General features: G+C 75.1%; 16 protein-coding genes and 3 pseudogenes. 16 read left to right on the top strand and 3 right to left on the bottom strand.

Annotated features, from left to right (window positions below):
• Positions 1–6: 6 nt before the first annotated feature.
• The 5 genes and pseudogenes from JKP76_RS23800 to JKP76_RS02585 all read left to right on the top strand — a co-directional run.
• A pseudogene (locus tag JKP76_RS23800) lies at positions 7–489 on the top strand (ATP-grasp domain-containing protein); the annotation flags it as partial.
• On the top strand, positions 395–937 hold the full coding sequence (locus JKP76_RS23165; RefSeq protein ID WP_375335637.1) for an ATP-grasp domain-containing protein: 543 nt from the start codon (positions 395–397) through the stop codon (positions 935–937). The pseudogene JKP76_RS23800 and the gene JKP76_RS23165, both read left to right, overlap by 95 nt.
• Positions 934–2,796, top strand: coding sequence for a non-hydrolyzing UDP-N-acetylglucosamine 2-epimerase (gene wecB, locus JKP76_RS20140; RefSeq protein WP_242471160.1), 1,863 nt, complete (start codon positions 934–936; stop codon positions 2,794–2,796). The genes JKP76_RS23165 and wecB overlap by 4 nt, the downstream gene beginning before the upstream one ends.
• Before the next feature lie 237 nt (positions 2,797–3,033).
• Positions 3,034–3,477 (top strand): hypothetical protein, encoded by a 444-nt coding sequence (locus JKP76_RS02590; protein WP_200489429.1) that lies wholly within the window; start codon positions 3,034–3,036, stop codon positions 3,475–3,477.
• Positions 3,478–3,627: 150 nt separating this feature from the next.
• Positions 3,628–4,329: a PIG-L deacetylase family protein gene (locus JKP76_RS02585; RefSeq protein ID WP_200489428.1), complete on the top strand. Its 702-nt coding sequence runs from the start codon at positions 3,628–3,630 to the stop codon at positions 4,327–4,329.
• Positions 4,330–4,428: 99 nt separating this feature from the next.
• On the opposite strand, the gene JKP76_RS02580 is transcribed toward JKP76_RS02585, so the two are convergent.
• Positions 4,429–4,923, bottom strand: a complete 495-nt coding sequence (locus JKP76_RS02580) for an inorganic diphosphatase (protein ID WP_200489427.1) — start codon at positions 4,921–4,923, stop codon at positions 4,429–4,431.
• Between the two features lie 154 nt (positions 4,924–5,077).
• On the opposite strand from JKP76_RS02580, the gene dacB reads away from it, so the two are divergent.
• From dacB to JKP76_RS02530, 10 genes and pseudogenes are all read left to right on the top strand, one after another.
• Positions 5,078–6,400: a D-alanyl-D-alanine carboxypeptidase/D-alanyl-D-alanine-endopeptidase gene (dacB, locus tag JKP76_RS02575; RefSeq protein ID WP_309232812.1), complete on the top strand. Its 1,323-nt coding sequence runs from the start codon at positions 5,078–5,080 to the stop codon at positions 6,398–6,400.
• Positions 6,401–6,444: 44 nt separating this feature from the next.
• Positions 6,445–7,527: a zinc-dependent metalloprotease gene (locus JKP76_RS02570; RefSeq protein WP_200489425.1), complete on the top strand. Its 1,083-nt coding sequence runs from the start codon at positions 6,445–6,447 to the stop codon at positions 7,525–7,527.
• Positions 7,528–7,529: 2 nt separating this feature from the next.
• Positions 7,530–8,552: a tRNA lysidine(34) synthetase TilS gene (tilS, locus tag JKP76_RS02565; protein ID WP_200489424.1), complete on the top strand. Its 1,023-nt coding sequence runs from the start codon at positions 7,530–7,532 to the stop codon at positions 8,550–8,552.
• Positions 8,549–9,136 (top strand): hypoxanthine phosphoribosyltransferase, encoded by a 588-nt coding sequence (gene hpt / locus JKP76_RS02560; protein WP_200489423.1) that lies wholly within the window; start codon positions 8,549–8,551, stop codon positions 9,134–9,136. Before tilS ends, hpt begins: the two co-directional genes overlap by 4 nt.
• Positions 9,137–9,505: 369 nt before the next feature.
• Positions 9,506–11,492, top strand: a pseudogene (ftsH, locus tag JKP76_RS23795) (ATP-dependent zinc metalloprotease FtsH).
• A complete protein-coding gene (gene folE, locus JKP76_RS22040; protein ID WP_309229425.1) occupies positions 11,489–12,064 on the top strand; it encodes a GTP cyclohydrolase I FolE in 576 nt (191 codons plus the stop codon). The pseudogene ftsH and the gene folE overlap by 4 nt, the downstream one beginning before the upstream one ends.
• A gap of 11 nt (positions 12,065–12,075) precedes the next feature.
• On the top strand, positions 12,076–12,924 hold the full coding sequence (gene folP / locus JKP76_RS02545; protein ID WP_309229426.1) for a dihydropteroate synthase: 849 nt from the start codon (positions 12,076–12,078) through the stop codon (positions 12,922–12,924).
• Positions 12,917–13,291: a dihydroneopterin aldolase gene (gene folB, locus JKP76_RS02540; protein ID WP_200489422.1), complete on the top strand. Its 375-nt coding sequence runs from the start codon at positions 12,917–12,919 to the stop codon at positions 13,289–13,291. Before folP ends, folB begins: the two co-directional genes overlap by 8 nt.
• Positions 13,288–13,791, top strand: coding sequence for a 2-amino-4-hydroxy-6-hydroxymethyldihydropteridine diphosphokinase (gene folK, locus JKP76_RS02535; protein ID WP_200489421.1), 504 nt, complete (start codon positions 13,288–13,290; stop codon positions 13,789–13,791). Before folB ends, folK begins: the two co-directional genes overlap by 4 nt.
• A gap of 10 nt (positions 13,792–13,801) precedes the next feature.
• Positions 13,802–14,308: a DUF3180 domain-containing protein gene (locus JKP76_RS02530; protein WP_200489420.1), complete on the top strand. Its 507-nt coding sequence runs from the start codon at positions 13,802–13,804 to the stop codon at positions 14,306–14,308.
• On the opposite strand, the gene JKP76_RS22895 is transcribed toward JKP76_RS02530, so the two are convergent.
• Positions 14,298–14,993, bottom strand: a complete 696-nt coding sequence (locus JKP76_RS22895) for a CBS domain-containing protein (RefSeq protein WP_304504696.1) — start codon at positions 14,991–14,993, stop codon at positions 14,298–14,300. The two genes, JKP76_RS02530 and JKP76_RS22895, sit on opposite strands and share 11 nt — an antisense overlap.
• 67 nt (positions 14,994–15,060) lie before the next feature.
• Positions 15,061–15,339 (bottom strand): annotated as a pseudogene (locus tag JKP76_RS22890) (ATP-binding cassette domain-containing protein); the annotation flags it as partial.
• Positions 15,340–15,521: 182 nt separating this feature from the next.
• On the opposite strand from JKP76_RS22890, the gene JKP76_RS20135 reads away from it, so the two are divergent.
• Positions 15,522–16,958: an ABC transporter permease gene (locus tag JKP76_RS20135; RefSeq protein ID WP_309232811.1), complete on the top strand. Its 1,437-nt coding sequence runs from the start codon at positions 15,522–15,524 to the stop codon at positions 16,956–16,958.
• Positions 16,959–16,991: the final 33 nt, after the last annotated feature.

Below are 16,991 nucleotides of genomic sequence, written 5' to 3'. Positions count from 1 at the left end.
CGGCTCATGGCACGCGGGCAGCGGGTGGTCGCCGTCGATGCCGATCCGTGGGCGACCGGCTGCGAGCTGGCGACGGTCGGTGCCATGGTCCCGCGCGCGGACCACCTGCACTTCGTCGACGCCCTGATCGGCGTCGCGACGGCGCACGGCGTCGACGCGCTCATCGGCACGGTCGCCGAGGAGCTGCCCGCACTGGCCGCCGGTGCCGAGCGGCTGGCCCGGGCCGGCGTGGCGACCTGGTTCGCCGACCCGCTCAGCGTCGAGCTGTGCTGCGACAAGTCCGCCTTCGCCCGTGCCCTGCGGCTCGCCGGGGTCCCGCACCCGGCGACGACCGACACCCCCGCGGGCCTCAACGAGGTCCCCGGCCCCTGGGTGGTCAAGCCGCGGGCGGGTCGTGGCAGCCGCGGCGTCCGCCTGCTCGACTCGCGCTCGGCCGTCGTCGAGGCCATGCGGGCCGATCCGTCGCTCATCGTGCAGACCCGGCTCTCCGGCCGGGAGGTTCACCGCCGACGCCCTGGTGGACCGGAACGGCGAGCTGCTGACCGTCGTCCCCCGGTGGCGCACGGAGGTCAAGGCGGGCATCTCGGTCAAGGGCACCACCTTCGACTCCTCGACGGTGACCGACGCGGTGGCCGGCGCGCTGGAGGCCGTCGGCCTGACCGGGCCGGCCAACGTCCAGGGGTTCGTCGCCGACGACGGACGGGTGACGGTGCTCGAGATCAACCCGCGGTTCTCCGGCGGCCTGCCGCTGACCCTGGCGGCCGGCGCCGACGTCGTGAGCACCTACCTGTCCGGGATCCGGGAGCCGGGCCGGCAGCTGCAGCACCTCTGGTTCACCCCGGGGGTGAGCATGCGCCGCTACTTCGCCGAGGTGTTCACCGCCGAGGACGGCAGCCACCTGCCCGATCCCAGCGACGTCCGGGTCGGGCAGGCATGAGCCGCAGCCGCTCGGTCCTGGTGCCCTTCGGCACCCGCCCGGAGGTGGTGAAGCTAGCGCCGGTGGTCGCGGCGCTGACCGCCGCCGGCCACCGCGTCGACGTCGTCGACACCGGCCAGCACACCGACCCGGCCCTGGCCGGCGAGCTGCAGCAGTCGCTGGGGCTGACCCCCACCCACCGCTTCACGCTCCCGGACGACGAGCCGGCCGCCCGGCTCGGCGCGCTCCACGCCGACGCGGCCCGCGCGGTGGCGCGGTTCCGCCCGGACCTCGTCCTCGCGCTCGGCGACACCAACACGGTGCCGGCGTACGCGCTGGCCGCCCGGGGCGCCGGGATCCCCTTCGCCCACCTCGAGGCGGGGCTGCGCAGCCTCAACCCGCGCAGCGTGGAGGAGGTCAACCGCCGCGTCGCCGCCGCCGTCGCCGCCCTGCACCTGGCCCCGACCCGCCGCGCGGCGGCGTTCCTCGCGGCCGAGGGCGTGCCCGCGGACCGCGTCTTCGTCGTGGGCAACCCCGTCGTCGACACCCTCGTCGCGCGGGGCGTCCGCCCGGTGCCCGTGGCCGACCGCTCCGGCGTCCTGGTGACCGCGCACCGCCCGACCAACGTCGACGACCCGGTCCGGCTCGAACGCCTGGTCGCCGTCGTCCGCTCGCTGGCCGAGCGGGTCGGGCCGGTGACCTTCCCGCTGCACCCGCGCACCGCCGCCCGGCTGGCCGCCACCGGCCTGGACGTGCAGCTCGACCACCCGCTCGTCGCGCTGAGCGGGCCCCTCGGGTACGACGACCTCCTGACGGCCCTGGCCTCGGCCCGGCTGGCCGTCACCGACTCCGGCGGGATCCAGGAGGAGGCCGCCTACCTCGGCGTCCCGGTCGTCGTGCTGCGCGGTTCCACGCCGCGCTGGGAGGGTGTCGAGGCCGGGACGACCACGCTGGCCGGCCTCGCGGACGACACCTCTGCCGACGCCGTCCTCGCCGCCGCGGCCCGGCACGCGACGCCCGAGGCGCAGGCGCGGGCCGCCTCCCTGCCCTGCCCCTACGGCGACGGGACCACGGGTCGGCAGGCTCGCCGCCATCCTCTCCGATCCGGGGACCGACGCCCTGCTGGCCATCGAGGAGCCGGACTTCACCGACGGCAGCCTCCCGTGGTGACCCGGCGGCCGCTCGCCGTCGTCGTCGACCTCGACGACACGCTGTACCCGCAGGCCGAGTACCTGGCCGGTGCCGCGGTCGCCGTGGGCGCGGCCGCGACCGCGGCCGGCGTGGACGGCGCCCGGGTGCACGAGGCCCTGGTGCGCGAGCTCGCGGCCGGCTCCGACGCCGGCGGCACGATCGACCGCGCGCTGCTGGCCGCCGGGGTGCCCGCCGCGGAGCTGCCTCTGCTGGTGCCGGGGCTGGTCGCCGCGTTCACCGGGTTCCAGCCCGAGCGGCTGAGCCCGTACCCCGGCGTCGCGGCCGGGCTGCGGGCGCTGGCCGCGGTGGCCCCGCTGGGGTGCCTCACCGACGGCAACCCCGTCATCCAGGATGCCAAGCTGGCCGCGACCGGGCTGCTGCCGCTGCTGCCCGTCGTGCTGGTCACCGACACGCTCGGTGGCCGGGCGGCCCGGAAGCCCGCGCCGGTCGGGCTGCTGGCGCTCGCCGAGGCCCTGGGCGTGCCGGCCGACCGGGTGCTGGTCATCGGGGACCGGCCGGGCAAGGACGTCGCGGTGGCCGCTGCCGTGGGCGCGCGGGCGGTGCGGATCCGCCAGGGCGAGTACGCCTCCGCGCCGGACGAGCCGCGGGCGGAGGCCGTCGTCGACTCGTTCCCGGCCGCGGTGGACGTCGCGCTCGGGCTCCTCGACGGCGCCGTCGTCCCGGCCTGACGTCCCTCCTCCGGGTGAGGTGGTCCGCCGTCCGCTCCAGCCGGGGCCGGGAACGTCCGATGGCCACGGGGACGAGCGGGGACGCCGCTCCGGACAGGGAGACGACGCCGTGATCGGCACCCGAACCACATCCGCCCCCCGCTTCCGCGGGCGGCTCGCACGATTCGCCACGGCCGCGGTGGTCGCGGCGCTGTCACTGGTCGCGGGATCCCGGGCACCGCCTCGGCGGCCGGCAGCGTGGCCCCGATCGTCGACTGCTACCGCGACAACGGGGACGGCAGCTACTGGGTCGTCGTGGGCTACAACAACACGACCGGCAGCCAGAAGACCTACCCGTACGGGACGGCGAACCAGGTGTACCCGACGCGCCTGCAGGGCCAGCAGCCCACCACGTTCGCCAAGGGGACCGTGCACGGCGCCTGGCAGGTGAAGCTGACCTTCAGCGAGATCTTCTACCAGAACGCGCGGTGGACCCTGAACGGCACGACGATCCAGTACTCGCAGTACGTGCAGTACGCGACGGTCTGCCCGCCGAGCACGGTCCTCCCGGCCGACGGGAACGGCCTGGGGACGACGATGGCGCTCGGTGGAGCGGGAGTGGTCGGCGCGTTCATGCTCTACCGCTCGCGCCGCCGGCTCGCGAACCTGCCGGACCCCGCGGGAACGACGACGGCGGTCTGACGGCCGCCCCCACGAGCCACGCGCAGCGGCCCGGTACCCACCCCTTGGGGGTGAGTACCGGGCCGTCGTGCTGCAGGCGCCCGGTGCGGACGCCGATGGAGATGCGACGGCGAGGACGACCACGCCGACGGACCGGGAGGACACCTCACCATGAACGGTGCGGGCGCGAGGAAGTCGGGACGCAACGTCCTGGCCATCGGGGCACACCCCGACGACATCGAGCTCGGCTGCGGAGGGGCGCTGCTGGCGCACGCCGCGGCGGGCGACTCGGTGACGATGCTGGTCGTGACCGGCGGCGAGAACGGCCCGGGTGACGCCGTCCGTCGCGAGGAGCAGGAGCGCGCCGCGCGCGTGCTCGGCGCCCGCCTGGTGTGGGGCGGGCTGCGCGACTGCGAGGTCGTCGCGGACTCCGCGACCGTCCGCGTGATCGAGCAGGTCCTCCAGGACACCCGGGCCGACCTGGTCTACGTGCACGCTCCGGAGGACAGCCACCAGGACCACCGGGCGGTCGCGGCCGCGACGCTGGGCGCCACGCGCCGGCTGTCGCGGGTGCTGCACTACCAGAGCCCGTCGACGCTGTCGTTCACCCCGACCGTCTACGTCGACGTGACCGCCTACCTGTCGGGCAAGGTCGCGGCCCTGTCCGCCCACGCCTCCCAGGTGGAGCTGTCCGCGATGGTCGAGCCCGACGCGGTCGTGGCGTCGGCCCGGCACTGGGGGGCCCAGGCCCGCATCGGGTACGCCGAGGCCTTCCAGCCCACCCGTCTCGTGCTCGACCTCGTCCCGGTCAGCGGGTTCGGCGTGGCCGCGATCCCGGCGGCGTGGCAGCTCGCGCCCTCCCTCTCCACCTGACGCCGGCACCCCCGACGCCCGGAACGCTGACGGCGGCCCACCCGTGCAGGGTGAGCCGCCGTCGGTGCGCTCGGGGACCCGGAGGGCCGTGGACAGGGGTCAGTGGTGCGGTGCCGCGTTCTTGGCGCGCTCGAGCGAGGCGATGATCTCGGCCTCGGCCTCTTCGCGGCCGACCCAGTTGGCGCCCTCGACCGACTTGCCCGGCTCGAGGTCCTTGTAGGTCTCGAAGAAGTGCTGGATCTCGAGGCGGTCGAACTCCGACACGTCGGAGATGTCCTTGAGGTGGGACATCCGCGGGTCGGTCGCCGGCACGGTGAGGACCTTGTCGTCCCCGCCCGCCTCGTCGGTCATGCGGAACATGCCGATGGCCCGGCAGGTGATCAGGCACCCGGGGAACGTCGGCTCCTCGAGCAGCACCAGGGCGTCGAGCGGGTCGCCGTCCTGTCCCAGGGTGCTCTCGATGTAGCCGTAGTCCGCCGGGTAGCGGGTTGAGGTGAACAGCATCCGGTCCAATCGGATGCGTCCGGTGGCATGGTCCAGCTCGTACTTGTTGCGCTGGCCCTTCGGGATTTCTACCGTCACGTCGAACTGCACCCGCCTAGTCTTGCGCACGGTGACCCCGCATGTTCTGCGGAGGTCACCTTTTGGGGGGTGGGCACCATCGCGTCGAGCGAGTTCGACGATCGTCACAGCGCGGACCGGACGGTTCCGGCGCCGCATCGCGCTCGGCGTCATCGCGCTGGTCCTGGTGCTCGTCGGCGGCGGCATCGCGCTCACCGGCGGCTTCGGTGGCGACGACGACGCGACCGCCGGCACGGTGTCGGTCCCGGACGCCGACCTGCCCGAGCTCGGCGAGGTCACGCCGGTGCTCGCCTCGCTCGACTCCGCCGCCCCGGCGCCGGACCCGGACGTGCTCGCCGCGCGGATCGGGCCGCTGCTGCAGGACCCCGGCCTGGGGTCCGGCGTCTCCGCCGAGGTCGTCGACGTGGCCAGCGGTGACGTGCTCCTCGACCTGGACGCCGCCGACCCCGCCATCCCCGCCTCGACCGCGAAGCTGCTCACCGCCGTCGCCGCGCTCACCACCCTGGACCCGGCGCAGACGATCCCCACGACCGTCGTCGCGGGCAGCACGCCCGGCGAGGTCGTCCTCGTCGGGGGCGGCGACCCGACGCTGTCGCGCACCTCGCCGTCGCAGACCTACCCCGGTGCCCCGACCGTCGCCGACCTCGCGTCGCAGGTGGTCGTGGCGCTGCCCGCGGGCACCCCGGTCAGCCGCGTCGTCGTCGACAGCTCGCTGTTCACCGGGCCGCTGACGGCGCAGGGCTGGGGGCCCTCGGACGCCCCGTCGAGCTACGCCGCCCCCGTCACGGCGACCGCCGTCGACGGCGCCCGCGTGAGCCCCGGCTCGCTGGCCCGCAGCGGCCAGCCCGGCATCGACGCAGGTGTCGCGCTCGCCGACGCCCTGGGCGCCCCGGGCGCGACCGTCGTCCCCGGCGAAGCGCCGGCCGGCGCGCGGACGCTGGCCACCGTGCAGTCGGCGCCGATCGCCCGGCTGGTCGAGCAGACCCTGTCCATGTCGGACAACGTGCTGGCCGAGGCCCTGGCCCGCCAGGTGGCGCTGGCCCGCGACCTGCCCGCCTCGTTCGAGGGCGCGGCGGAGGCCGTCGTCGAGGCCCTGGGTGAGGCCGGGATCGACGTCGGCCGCGTCGCGCTGGCCGACGGCAGCGGCCTGTCGCGGCTGGATCAGGTGCCCGCCGACGTGCTCACCGACCTGGTCGCCGGCGCCGCGGACGGCTCGCTGCCCCACGCCTCCGCGGTGCTGTCCGGCCTCCCGGTCGCCGGGTACACCGGCACGCTGTTCGACCGGGGCGACGCGAACACCGCGCCCGGCGTCGTGCGGGCCAAGACCGGGACGCTGCTCGGCGTGCACGCCCTGGCCGGGACGGCGGTCACCGCCGACGGCCGCCTGCTGGCCTTCGCCCTCGTCGCCGACGACTCGGGCAGCGAGGCCGGTGCCGAGGCGGCCCTGGACGCCGTCGCCGCCGCGCTCGCGGGCTGCGGCTGCAGCTGACGCGCGCACCCGGGGACGTCGTCCCCCGTGGGTACCGTGGGCCGATGAGCAGCCCCTCCTCGATGGTCGACTGGAAGCTCGCCGGCCGCACCGCGCGCCGGCTCGCCGGACCGGGGCCGGCCACGACCCGCGAGGACGCCGCCGCCGTCGTCCGCGAGCTGCACGAGGCCGCGGCCACCGCCGTCGCGCACGTGGAGCGGCTGACCGGGATGACCCCGGTCGCCGGCGGCCCCGTCCCCGAGGTCGCCGTCGTCGACCGGCCCGGCTGGGTCGACGCCAACGCGCGGGGGATGGCCGCGCTGCTCGACCCGCTCGTCGACGCGCTCGCCGAGCGCACCGGGAGCCGCCCCGGCGCCCTCGCCACCGCGATCGGCTCGCGGGCCACCGGCATCCAGGCCGGCGGCGTCCTGGCCTTCCTCAGCTCGCGGGTGCTCGGCCAGTACGAGGTCTTCGGCACCGGCGGGCGGCTCCTCCTCGTCGCCCCCAACATCGTCGCCACCGAGCAGAAGCTGGGCGTCGACCCGTCGGACTTCCGGCTCTGGGTGTGCCTGCACGAGGTCACCCACCAGCTGCAGTTCACCGCCGTCCCGTGGCTGCGGCCCTACCTCGAGAGCCAGATCGCCGAGTTCGTCGACGCCACCGACCTCACCGCCGACGTGCTGCGCGACCGCCTGCAGGACGTGCTCCGCGGCATCACCGGGGCCCTCCGCGGCGACGACGACGAGTCCGAGGGGCTCATGGCGCTCATCCGCGACCCCCGGCAGCGCGAGGTGCTCGACCGGGTGACCGCGGTGATGAGCCTGGTCGAGGGGCACGCGGAGTACGTGATGGACGGCGTCGGCCCCGACGTCGTCCCGACCGTGCGCACGCTGCGCAAGCGGTTCGCCCAGCGCCGCAAGGGCCGCGGGCCGCTCGACCGCGTGCTGCGCCGGCTGCTCGGCCTGGAGCAGAAGATGAAGCAGTACGCCGACGGGCGGGTGTTCGTCGGCGGGGTGATCGACCGGGCCGGCATGGAGGGGTTCAACCAGGTCTGGGTGAAGGCGGAGAACCTCCCGCACCTCGACGAGCTCACCGCGCCCGAGCGCTGGGTCGAGCGGGTCCTCGGCCGGCCGGCCATCCCCGCCTGAGCGTGGTCGGGCCCCCCGCGGCGGTCGCGCAGGTCCGCAGCGCGGTCCGCTCCGGCCTCACCGGTGATCCGCGGCCCGTCCTGGTCGCCTGCAGCGGCGGCGCGGACTCCCTCGCGCTGGCCGCCGCGGTCGCGTTCGAGGCCCCGCGCGCCGGGGTGCGCGCCGGCGCGGTGACCGTCGACCACGGCCTGCAGCCCGGGTCCGCGGAGCGGGCGGCGACGACGGCGGGGCTGCTGCGGGACCTGGGGCTCGCGCCGGTCGTCGTCGTCCGGGTGGACGTCGGCGCCGACGGCGGGCCCGAGGGCGCGGCCCGGAGCGCCCGGTACGCCGCCCTCGCCCGCGCCGCCGGCGAGCACGGGGCGCGGATCGCCCTGGGGCACACGCTCGACGACCAGGCCGAGACGGTGCTGCTCGGCCTCGGCCGCGGCTCGGGCCCCCGCTCGGTGGCCGGCATGGTCGAGGAGCGCCAGGACGGGGGCGCCACCTGGTGGCGGCCGCTGCTCGGCGTCCGGCGGACGACGACGCGCGCCGCCTGCACCGCCGCGGGGCTGCCGGTGTGGGACGACCCGTGGAACACCGATCCGGCCTACACGCGGGCCAGGCTGCGCGCCGAGGTGCTGCCGCTGCTGGAGGAGGTGCTGGGCGGGGGAGTGGCGCCCGCCCTGGCGCGGACGGCGGGCCTGCTGCGCGCCGACCTGGACGCGCTCGACGAGCTCGCCGACGCCCACCTCGCGGCGCTGGCCTGCGCCGACGGCCTGCCGGTCGCGGGCGTGGCCGGGCTGGCGGGGGCGCTGCGCACGCGGGTGCTGCGCGGGTGGCTCCGCGCCGCAGGGGTGCCCGACCTGCGGGCGGTGCAGCTCGACGCGGTCGACGCACTCGTGGTCCGCTGGAGGGGGCAGGGCCGGGTCGACCTGCCGGGCGGCGCCGGCGTCGTCCGGGCGTCTGGCACCCTGAGGTTGGAGCCCGCGCGCGACGGCGGCGGCCCGCACCCGGCACCACACGACCGCGAGGAGCCTGACGCGTGAGCGAGTCTGCGACCAGCACCACCGGGGCCCTCGGCCCCGACCACGGGTACGGACCGGACATCGACCACGTGCTCCTGAGCGAGGAGCAGATCCGCGCGAAGATCGCCGAGCTCGCCGCCACCATCGCCGCGGACTACGCGGGCAGGGAGGTGCTGCTCGTCGGCGTCCTCAAGGGCGCGGTGCTGTTCATGAGCGACTTCGCCCGGGCCCTGCAGCTGCCCACGCAGATGGAGTTCATGGCGGTGTCGTCCTACGGCTCGGCCACCAGCTCGTCGGGCGTCGTGCGCATCCTCAAGGACCTCGACCGGGACATCACCGACAAGCACGTCCTGGTGCTCGAGGACATCATCGACTCCGGCCTGACCCTCTCCTGGCTGCTCAAGAACCTCGGCGGCCGCGCCCCGGCCTCCCTCGAGGTCTGCGCCCTGCTGCGCAAGCCCGACGCGGTCAAGGTCGAGGTGCCGGTCAAGTACATCGGCTTCGACATCCCCAACGAGTTCGTCGTCGGCTACGGCCTGGACTACGCCGAGCGGTACCGCGACCTGCCCTACATCGCGACGCTCAAGCCCGAGGTGTATGCCTGACGTCGTCCTCCGGACGACACCGCGGCCAGGAGCCGTCCCCCTGCTGCGCTGAGCGCGTCCTCGGTACACCTCGGGGAGCCTCCGGCCCCCGCTCGGCGCACCGACCCCGCAGGGCGGGTCGCGCTGCGGCAGCGACTTCCGGCCGTCCCCCAGCAGGTGCGGCCGCTCCACCGCGTCCCCGTCGGGAACCCTCCGGGCCCCGCGACGGGGCCGCGGTCACCCAGGGGCTTGACAGGCTCGCCGGTGTACCTTCGGGGCCGACGACGCTGCACGGAGCGCCGGGGGCCCTGCCCGGGTCGCAGGCAGTGTCACCGGACGAGCAGGAGGGTCGACGGGCAGACCGGCTCCGCCGGTGCCCGGCATCGGTGTATGGAACGTAAGAAGTTCTACCGCTCCGTGTGGTTCTGGGTCGTCGTCGTCGTCCTCCTGGCCCTCACGCTGTCCTCCCTCTTCGGTCGCGGCGGTGACAAGTACGAGGAGGTCGCGACCTCCGTCGCCCTCGAGCAGCTGCGCGACGGCAACGTCGAAGGCGTCACGATCAACGACCGCGAGCAGACGGTCGACCTGGACCTCGACCAGGCCGTCGACGGCAACCGCCAGATCACCGCCTCGTACCCGATCGGCGCCGAGGACGAAATCTTCGACCTCGCGTCGACCGCAGGGCAGGACGACGGCGTCGAGTTCGACACCAACGTCAGCCAGGACAGCCTGCTCGCCAGCCTGCTGATCAGCTTCCTCCCCTTCGTCATCCTGCTGCTCCTGCTGTTCTGGCTGTTCAACTCGATGCAGGGCGGTGGCCGCGGGGTCATGGCCTTCGGCAAGTCCAAGGCCAAGCAGGTCACCAAGGACACCCCGAAGACGACGTTCGCCGACGTCGCCGGCGCCGACGAGGCGATCGAGGAACTGCACGAGATCAAGGACTTCCTGCAGAACCCGGTCAAGTTCCAGGCCGTGGGCGCCAAGATCCCCAAGGGCGTGCTGCTGTTCGGCCCGCCCGGGACCGGCAAGACGCTGCTCGCCCGCGCCGTGGCCGGCGAGGCGGGCGTGCCCTTCTACTCCATCTCCGGCTCGGACTTCGTCGAGATGTTCGTCGGCGTCGGCGCCAGCCGCGTGCGCGACCTGTTCAAGGAGGCGAAGGAGAACGCCCCGGCGATCATCTTCGTCGACGAGATCGACGCCGTCGGCCGGCACCGCGGCGCCGGCATGGGTGGCGGCCACGACGAGCGCGAGCAGACCCTCAACCAGATGCTGGTCGAGATGGACGGCTTCGACGTCAAGGGCGGCGTGATCATGATCGCCGCGACGAACCGGCCCGACATCCTCGACCCGGCGCTGCTGCGCCCGGGCCGCTTCGACCGGCAGATTCGCCGTCGACCGCCCCGACCTCATGGGCCGCAAGGCGATCCTGAGCGTGCACGCCAAGGGCAAGCCGCTCGCCCCCGACGTCGACCTCGAGACCGTCGCCCGGCGCACGCCCGGCTTCACCGGTGCCGACCTCGCCAACGTGCTCAACGAGGGTGCGCTGCTCACCGCCCGCAACAACGGCTCGCTGATCACCGACGAGGTGCTCGAGGAGGCGATCGACCGGGTCATCGCCGGCCCCGAGCGCAAGACGCGGGCGATGAGCGAGAAGGAGAAGAAGGTCACCGCCTACCACGAGGGCGGGCACGCCCTCGTCGCGCACGCGCTGCCGAACCTCGACCCCGTGCACAAGGTGACGATCCTGCCGCGCGGCCGCTCCCTCGGGCACACCCTCGTGCTGCCGACCGAGGACAAGTACACCCAGACCCGTTCCGAGATGATCGACACCCTCGCCTACGCCCTGGGTGGCCGGGCGGCGGAGGAGCTGGTCTTCCACGAGCCCACCACCGGTGCCGGCAACGACATCGAGAAGGCCACGTCGATGGCCCGCGCGATGGTCACCCAGTACGGCATGAGCGCCAAGCTGGGCGCGGTGAAGTACGGCAGCACCGACGCCGAGCCGTTCCTGGGTCGCGACATGGGCTCCCGGCCGGACTACTCCGAGGCCGTCGCCGCCGACATCGACGCCGAGATCCGGGCGCTGATCGAGGCCGCGCACGACGAGGCCTGGGAGATCCTGGTCGAGTACCGGCACGTCCTGGACCAGCTCGTGCTCGAGCTCATGGAGAAGGAGACGCTGTCCAAGGAGGACATGTCGCGGATCTGCGCGCCGGTCACCAAGCGGCCCTCCCTCGCCCCGTACAACGGCTTCGGCAAGCGGACCCCCTCGGACCAGCCGCCGGTCCTCACGCCCTCGGAGCGGGCCGGCCACAACGGTGCGGCCGGTCACGACCCGGCACCGGTCGGGGACGTCGGCGCACCGGTCCAGCGGTGACCGACCGGATCGACGCCGCCCGCGCCGAGGCGGCCGTCCGCGAACTGCTGCTCGCGCTCGGCGAGGACCCCGACCGCCCGGGGCTGCAGGACACCCCGGCCCGGGTGGCCCGGGCCTACGCCGAGACCTTCGCCGGCCTCTCGCAGGATCCCTTCGAGATCCTCGCGACGACCTTCGACGAGAACCACGACGAACTCGTGCTGGTCAAGGACATCGCGATGTACTCGACCTGCGAGCACCACCTGGTGCCCTTCCACGGCGTCGCGCACGTCGGCTACATCCCGGGCACCGACGGCCGGGTGACCGGGCTGTCGAAGATCGCCCGGCTGGTCGAGATCTACGCCCGGCGCCCGCAGGTGCAGGAGCGGATGACCCGCCAGATCGCCGACGCGCTCGACGAGGTGCTCAAGCCACAGGGCGTCCTCGTCGTCATCGAGGCCGAGCACCTGTGCATGGCGATGCGCGGCATCCGCAAGCCCGGCACGACCACGGTGACCTCCGCGGTGCGCGGGATCTTCCGGGAGAACGCCGCGACCCGCAGCGAGGCGATGAGTCTCGTGCTGGGCCGCTGACGGGGCGACCGGTGATCCCGCTCCCGCGGCCGGGGCGCTGCCTGGTGATGGGCGTCCTCAACGTCACGCCCGACTCCTTCTCCGACGGCGGCTGCTTCTCCGACCCGGCGACGGCGATCGCGCACGGCCTCGCGATGCACGCCGCCGGCGCCGACTACGTGGACGTCGGCGGGGAGTCCACCCGCCCGGGCGCCGACCGCGTGGACGCCGCCGAGGAGTGCGACCGGGTCGTGCCGGTCATCCGTGAGCTCTCCGCCGCGGGCGTGCGCACCAGCGTCGACACCACCCGCGCCGAGGTCGCCGAGGCGGCGCTGCAGGCGGGCGCGCAGCTGGTCAACGACGTCAGCGGGGGGCTGGCCGACGCCGGCATGGCCGAGCTCGTCGCGCGGGCCCGCGTGCCGTGGGTGCTCATGCACTGGCGCGGGCACAGCCGCGAGATGTACGCCGCCGCCCAGTACGGCGACGTCGCCACCGAGGTCTGCGCCGAGCTCACGGCCCGGGTCGAGGACGTCGTCGCCGCCGGTGTCGCCCCCGAGCAGCTCGTGCTCGACCCGGGTCTGGGCTTCGCCAAGCGCGCCGAGCACAACTGGGCGCTGCTGGCCGGGCTGGACCGGCTGACCTCCCTGGGGCTGCCCGTGCTCGTCGGCGCCTCCCGCAAGACGTTCCTGGGCCGGCTGCTGGCCGGACCCGACGGCGCGCCCCGGCCCGCCGAGGAGCGCGACGCGGCCACGCTGGCGACCACCGTCCTCGCCGCCGAGGCCGGCGCCTGGGGCGTGCGGGTGCACGACGCCGCCGGCTCCGTGGACGCGCTGCGCACCCTGGACGCCGTCCGAGCCGCCCGAGGAGCCCGCCGTGGCTGAGCCCCGCCCCGACCGGATCGCGCTGCGCGGCCTGCGCGCGCACGCCCACCACGGCGTCTACGCATGGGAGCGCGAGCGCGGGCAGCTGTTCACGGTGGACGCCGTCCTGGAGCTGGACACCGCCCCCGCAGCCGCCGGCGACGACCTCGCCCTCACCGTCAACTACGCCGACCTCGCCCAGCAGCTGCACCACGTGCTGCTCGGCGAACCGGTCGACCTGCTCGAGACGCTCTGCCAGCGGATGGCCGACGTGTGCCTGGCCGACCCGCTGGTCCAGGCGGTCGAGATCACCCTGCACAAGCCGCAGGCCGAGCTGGGCGTGCCCTTCGACGACGTCACCGTGACCATCCGGCGCGAGCGGGCATGACCCGCGTCGTCCTCTCTCTGGGCGCCAACCTGGGCGACCGCGCCGCCACCCTGCGCACCGCGCTGGCAGCCCTGGCCGCGGACGGGCCGCTGGTGCACTCCGACCTGTACGAGACCCCGCCGTGGGGGCCGGTCGAGCAGCCGCCCTACCTCAACGCCGTGGCGGTGGTCGAGGGCGACCGCGACGCCGCCGGGTGGCTGGCCCGCGCGCACGAGCTGGAGCAGGGCGCCGGCCGGACCCGCGAGGTGCGCTGGGGCGCCCGCACGCTCGACGTCGACGTCGTCGCAGTCCGGGCCGACGACGGCGCCCCGGTCACCTCCGCGGATCCCCGGCTGACCCTGCCGCACCCGCGCGCCCACGAACGGGCCTTCGTCCTCGTGCCGTGGCTGGCCGTCGACCCCGACGCGGAGCTGCCGGGCCACGGCCGGGTCGACGCGCTGCTGGCCGGCCTGGACCCGGCGGACGTCGCCGCCGTCCGCCGCTGGGACGCCGAGGGGTGAGCGCACGCCGATGAGCCCGGTGCGCCGTCGCGACCTCGTCGTCCTCGCCCTCGGCCTGACCGCCGCGGCCTGGCTGCTGGTCCGCTCCTGGTACGGCTCGCTGCCGGCCCTGGACTGGTGGCTGCCCACGCCGCTGGCGGTGCTCGCGGCCGCCGAGGCGTGGGGTGCCCGCACCCTGCGGGCCCGGCTGGCCGCCGAGCGCGCCGCCCGCGCAGGGCGGGCGCCGCGCTCGGGCGAGGCCGCGGTGCGGCGGGTCGAGCCGCTGCTGGTCGCCCGGCTGGCGGTGCTCGCGCAGGCCAGCGCCTACGTCGGCGCGGTCTTCCTGGGCGTGTGGGCCGGGGTGCTGCTGCACGTCGCCCCGGCGGTGGACCGGCTCCAGGCGGCGCGCGGCGACACCGTCACGGCCGTCGTCGGGGTGCTCGGCGCCGCCGCGCTGGTCGCCGCCGCACTCTGGCTGGAGTCGGTCTGCCGGATCCCACCCGAAGGGGAGAAGCCCTCGGAGGGCGTCAGCGCGTAGCGCCCGCCGTCTCCGGGACGGTGCCCTCGACCGAGCGGCGCAGCGCGGCGTGCAGCGACTCCGGCGTGAGGACGCCCAGGAACCGGTCGCCGTCCAGCACCGCCACCCAGCCCGCCTCGTGCTGCAGCATCGTGGCGAACGCGGCCTTCAGGCTGGCGTCGGCCGGCACCCAGGCCTCCATGCGCCGGGCCGCCGAGCCGACCGTGCCCGCGCCGGCGGAGCGTTCGAGCGACAGCCAGCCGTGCAGCTTCTCGTCGTCGTCGAGGACGACGGCCCACCGGGCGCCGGCCCGCTCCTGCGCGGCGCGGGCGTCGGCCAGGCCGTCCGCGACGTGCACGACCGGGGGCCGCTCCAGGTCCTGCGGGTCGATGCCGGTGACCGCCAGCCGCTTCAACCCCCGGTCGGCGCCGACGAAGTCGGCCACGAAGTCGTTGGCCGGCCGGCCCAGCAGCTCGGCGGGGGTGGCGTACTGCTCGACCCGGCCGCCCTGGCTCATGACCGCGATCCGGTCGCCGATGCGGACGGCCTCCTCGATGTCGTGGGTGACGAAGACGATCGTCTTGCGCACGGCCTGCTGGAGCCGCAGGAACTCCGACTGCAGCCGCTCGCGCACCACCGGGTCGACGGCGGAGAACGGCTCGTCGACCAGCAGCACCGGCGGGTCGGCCGCGAGCGCTCGGGCCACGCCCGCCCCGCTGCCGCTGGCCCCCGGAGAGCTGGGCGGGGTAGCGGTCGCCGTGTGCCGCGGGGTCCAACCCGACGGTGGAGAGCAGCTCGTCCACCCGCGCCCGCGTGCGCGCCCGGTCCCAGCCGAGCAGGCGGGGCACCGTCCCGACGTTGGCCCGCACCGTCTGGTGGGGGAACAGCCCGATGCTCTGGATGACGTAGCCGATCCGCCGGCGCAGCTGCTCGGGGTCGGCGCGGGTGACGTCCTCGCCGCCGATGAGGATCCGCCCGCTGGACGGCTCGATCAGCCGGTTGATCATCTTCATCGTGGTCGTCTTGCCGCACCCGGAGGGCCCGACCAGCACGGTCAGCTCGCCGGCGGCGAACGTCAGGTCCAGCTCGGCGACGCCCACGGTCCCGTCGGCGTAGACCTTGCTCACGCCCTCCAGCCGGATGTCGACGGCGGACCCGGGCTCGGCGGCGGGCTCGTCCGCCCTCGCCGGTCGTCGGTCCTGCGCAGTAGCGTCCACGACGTGACCCTCCTCGAGTGCGCCCGGTGCTGAGCGCGGGGACGTCGGTGCTCGCGGTGGACGCGGCACCGAACCCGTGGTTCGACGGCTCCTACGTGGCCGACAACTGGGACACCATCATGGGCTACCTCGGCGAGCACGTCCGCCTGACCGTCGGCGCGGTGCTGATCGGGGCGGCGATCGCCCTGCCGCTGGCGCTCGTCGCCCGCCGCAACCGGCTGCTCGGCGCCGCGGTGCTGAGCCTGTCCACGGTCGTCTACACGATCCCGTCGCTGGCCATGTTCGCGCTGATCTTCCCGTTCACCGGGCTGAGCGCCACCACCGTGCTCGTCGGGCTCACCGCGTACTCGCTGGTCATCCTCGTGCGCAACTTCCTCGTCGGCCTCCAGGGCGTGCCCGACGACGTGCAGGAGGCCGCCCGGGGCATGGGCTACGGCGCGGTGCGCCGGTTCTGGCAGATCGAGCTGCCGCTGGCGCTGCCGGCGTTCATGGCGGGGGCTGCGGATCGCGACCGTCTCGACGGTCGCCCTGACCACCGTGGGCGTGCTCGTCGGTCACGGCGGGCTGGGCCAGCTGATCACCGGCGGCTTCAACGCCAACTTCTACCGGGCGGAGATCGTGACCGGCGCCGTCGGCTGCGTGCTGCTGGCACTGGTCGCCGACGTGCTGCTGGCCGGCGTCGAGCGGCTGCTCACGCCCTGGGCACGGGCGGCGCGCGCATGACCGGTTTCGGCGACGCGCTCCGCTACCTCAACGACCCGCTCACCTGGACCCGCCGCGGCGGCGTCCTCGAGCTGCTGGGCGAGCACCTGGCCATCTCGGCGGTGGCGGTGCTCGCGGCGTTCGTGCTGGCCTTCCCCGTCGGTGTCGCGCTGGGCAGCGCCGGGCGGGGGAGCGGCGCGGTCGTCGTGCTGTCCAACGTGAGCCGCGCCGTCCCGACGCTGGCGCTGCTCACGCTGTTCGCCGTCAGCCCCATCGGGTTCGGCAACCGCGCCACCACCATCGCGCTGGCGGTCTTCGCCATCCCGCCGATCCTCACCAACACCTTCGTCGGCTTCCGCGGCGTCGACGCCGACGTCCGCGAGGCGGCCCGGGGCATGGGCATGACCCGGCGCCAGGTCATCGGCCGGGTCGAGCTGCCGCTGGCGCTCCCGCTGGTCATGACCGGTGTGCGGACGGCGGCCGTGCAGGTCGTGGCCACCGCCGGCCTGGCCGCGCTGGTCGGTGGCGGCGGGCTCGGCCGGATCGTGAACCTGGGCTTCGGCCAGCAGGACTACGGCCGGATCATCGCCGGCGCGATCCTCATCGCCGCGCTGGCGCTGCTCACCGAGCTGCTGCTCGTGCTGGTCACCCGCCTGGTGACCCCCGGCCCGCGCCGCGGACCGCTGCACCGGCTCCGCGAGCGCACCGTCGCCGGGCAGCCCGAACCGACGGCCAGCGGCGTCCCCCTCTAGATCCCTCGCCGCTACCCGTTGCGTTGCGCGCAA

It is taken from the genome of Blastococcus sp. TML/C7B, assembly GCF_016612845.1.
Taxonomy (GTDB): domain Bacteria; phylum Actinomycetota; class Actinomycetes; order Mycobacteriales; family Geodermatophilaceae; genus Blastococcus.
This window is presented reverse-complemented; position numbering and strand designations above follow the sequence as displayed.

Bases quoted from the DNA above. Each gene is read 5' to 3' on its own strand.
- wecB (WP_242471160.1), top strand. From the start codon at position 934: ATGAGCCGCAGCCGCTCGGTCCTGGTGCCCTTCGGCACCCGCCCGGAG.
- JKP76_RS02585 (WP_200489428.1), top strand. From the start codon at position 3,628: ATGAACGGTGCGGGCGCGAGGAAGTCGGGACGCAACGTCCTGGCCATC.
- JKP76_RS02570 (WP_200489425.1), top strand. From the start codon at position 6,445: ATGAGCAGCCCCTCCTCGATGGTCGACTGGAAGCTCGCCGGCCGCACC.
- folK (WP_200489421.1), top strand. From the start codon at position 13,288: ATGACCCGCGTCGTCCTCTCTCTGGGCGCCAACCTGGGCGACCGCGCC.
- JKP76_RS02530 (WP_200489420.1), top strand. From the start codon at position 13,802: ATGAGCCCGGTGCGCCGTCGCGACCTCGTCGTCCTCGCCCTCGGCCTG.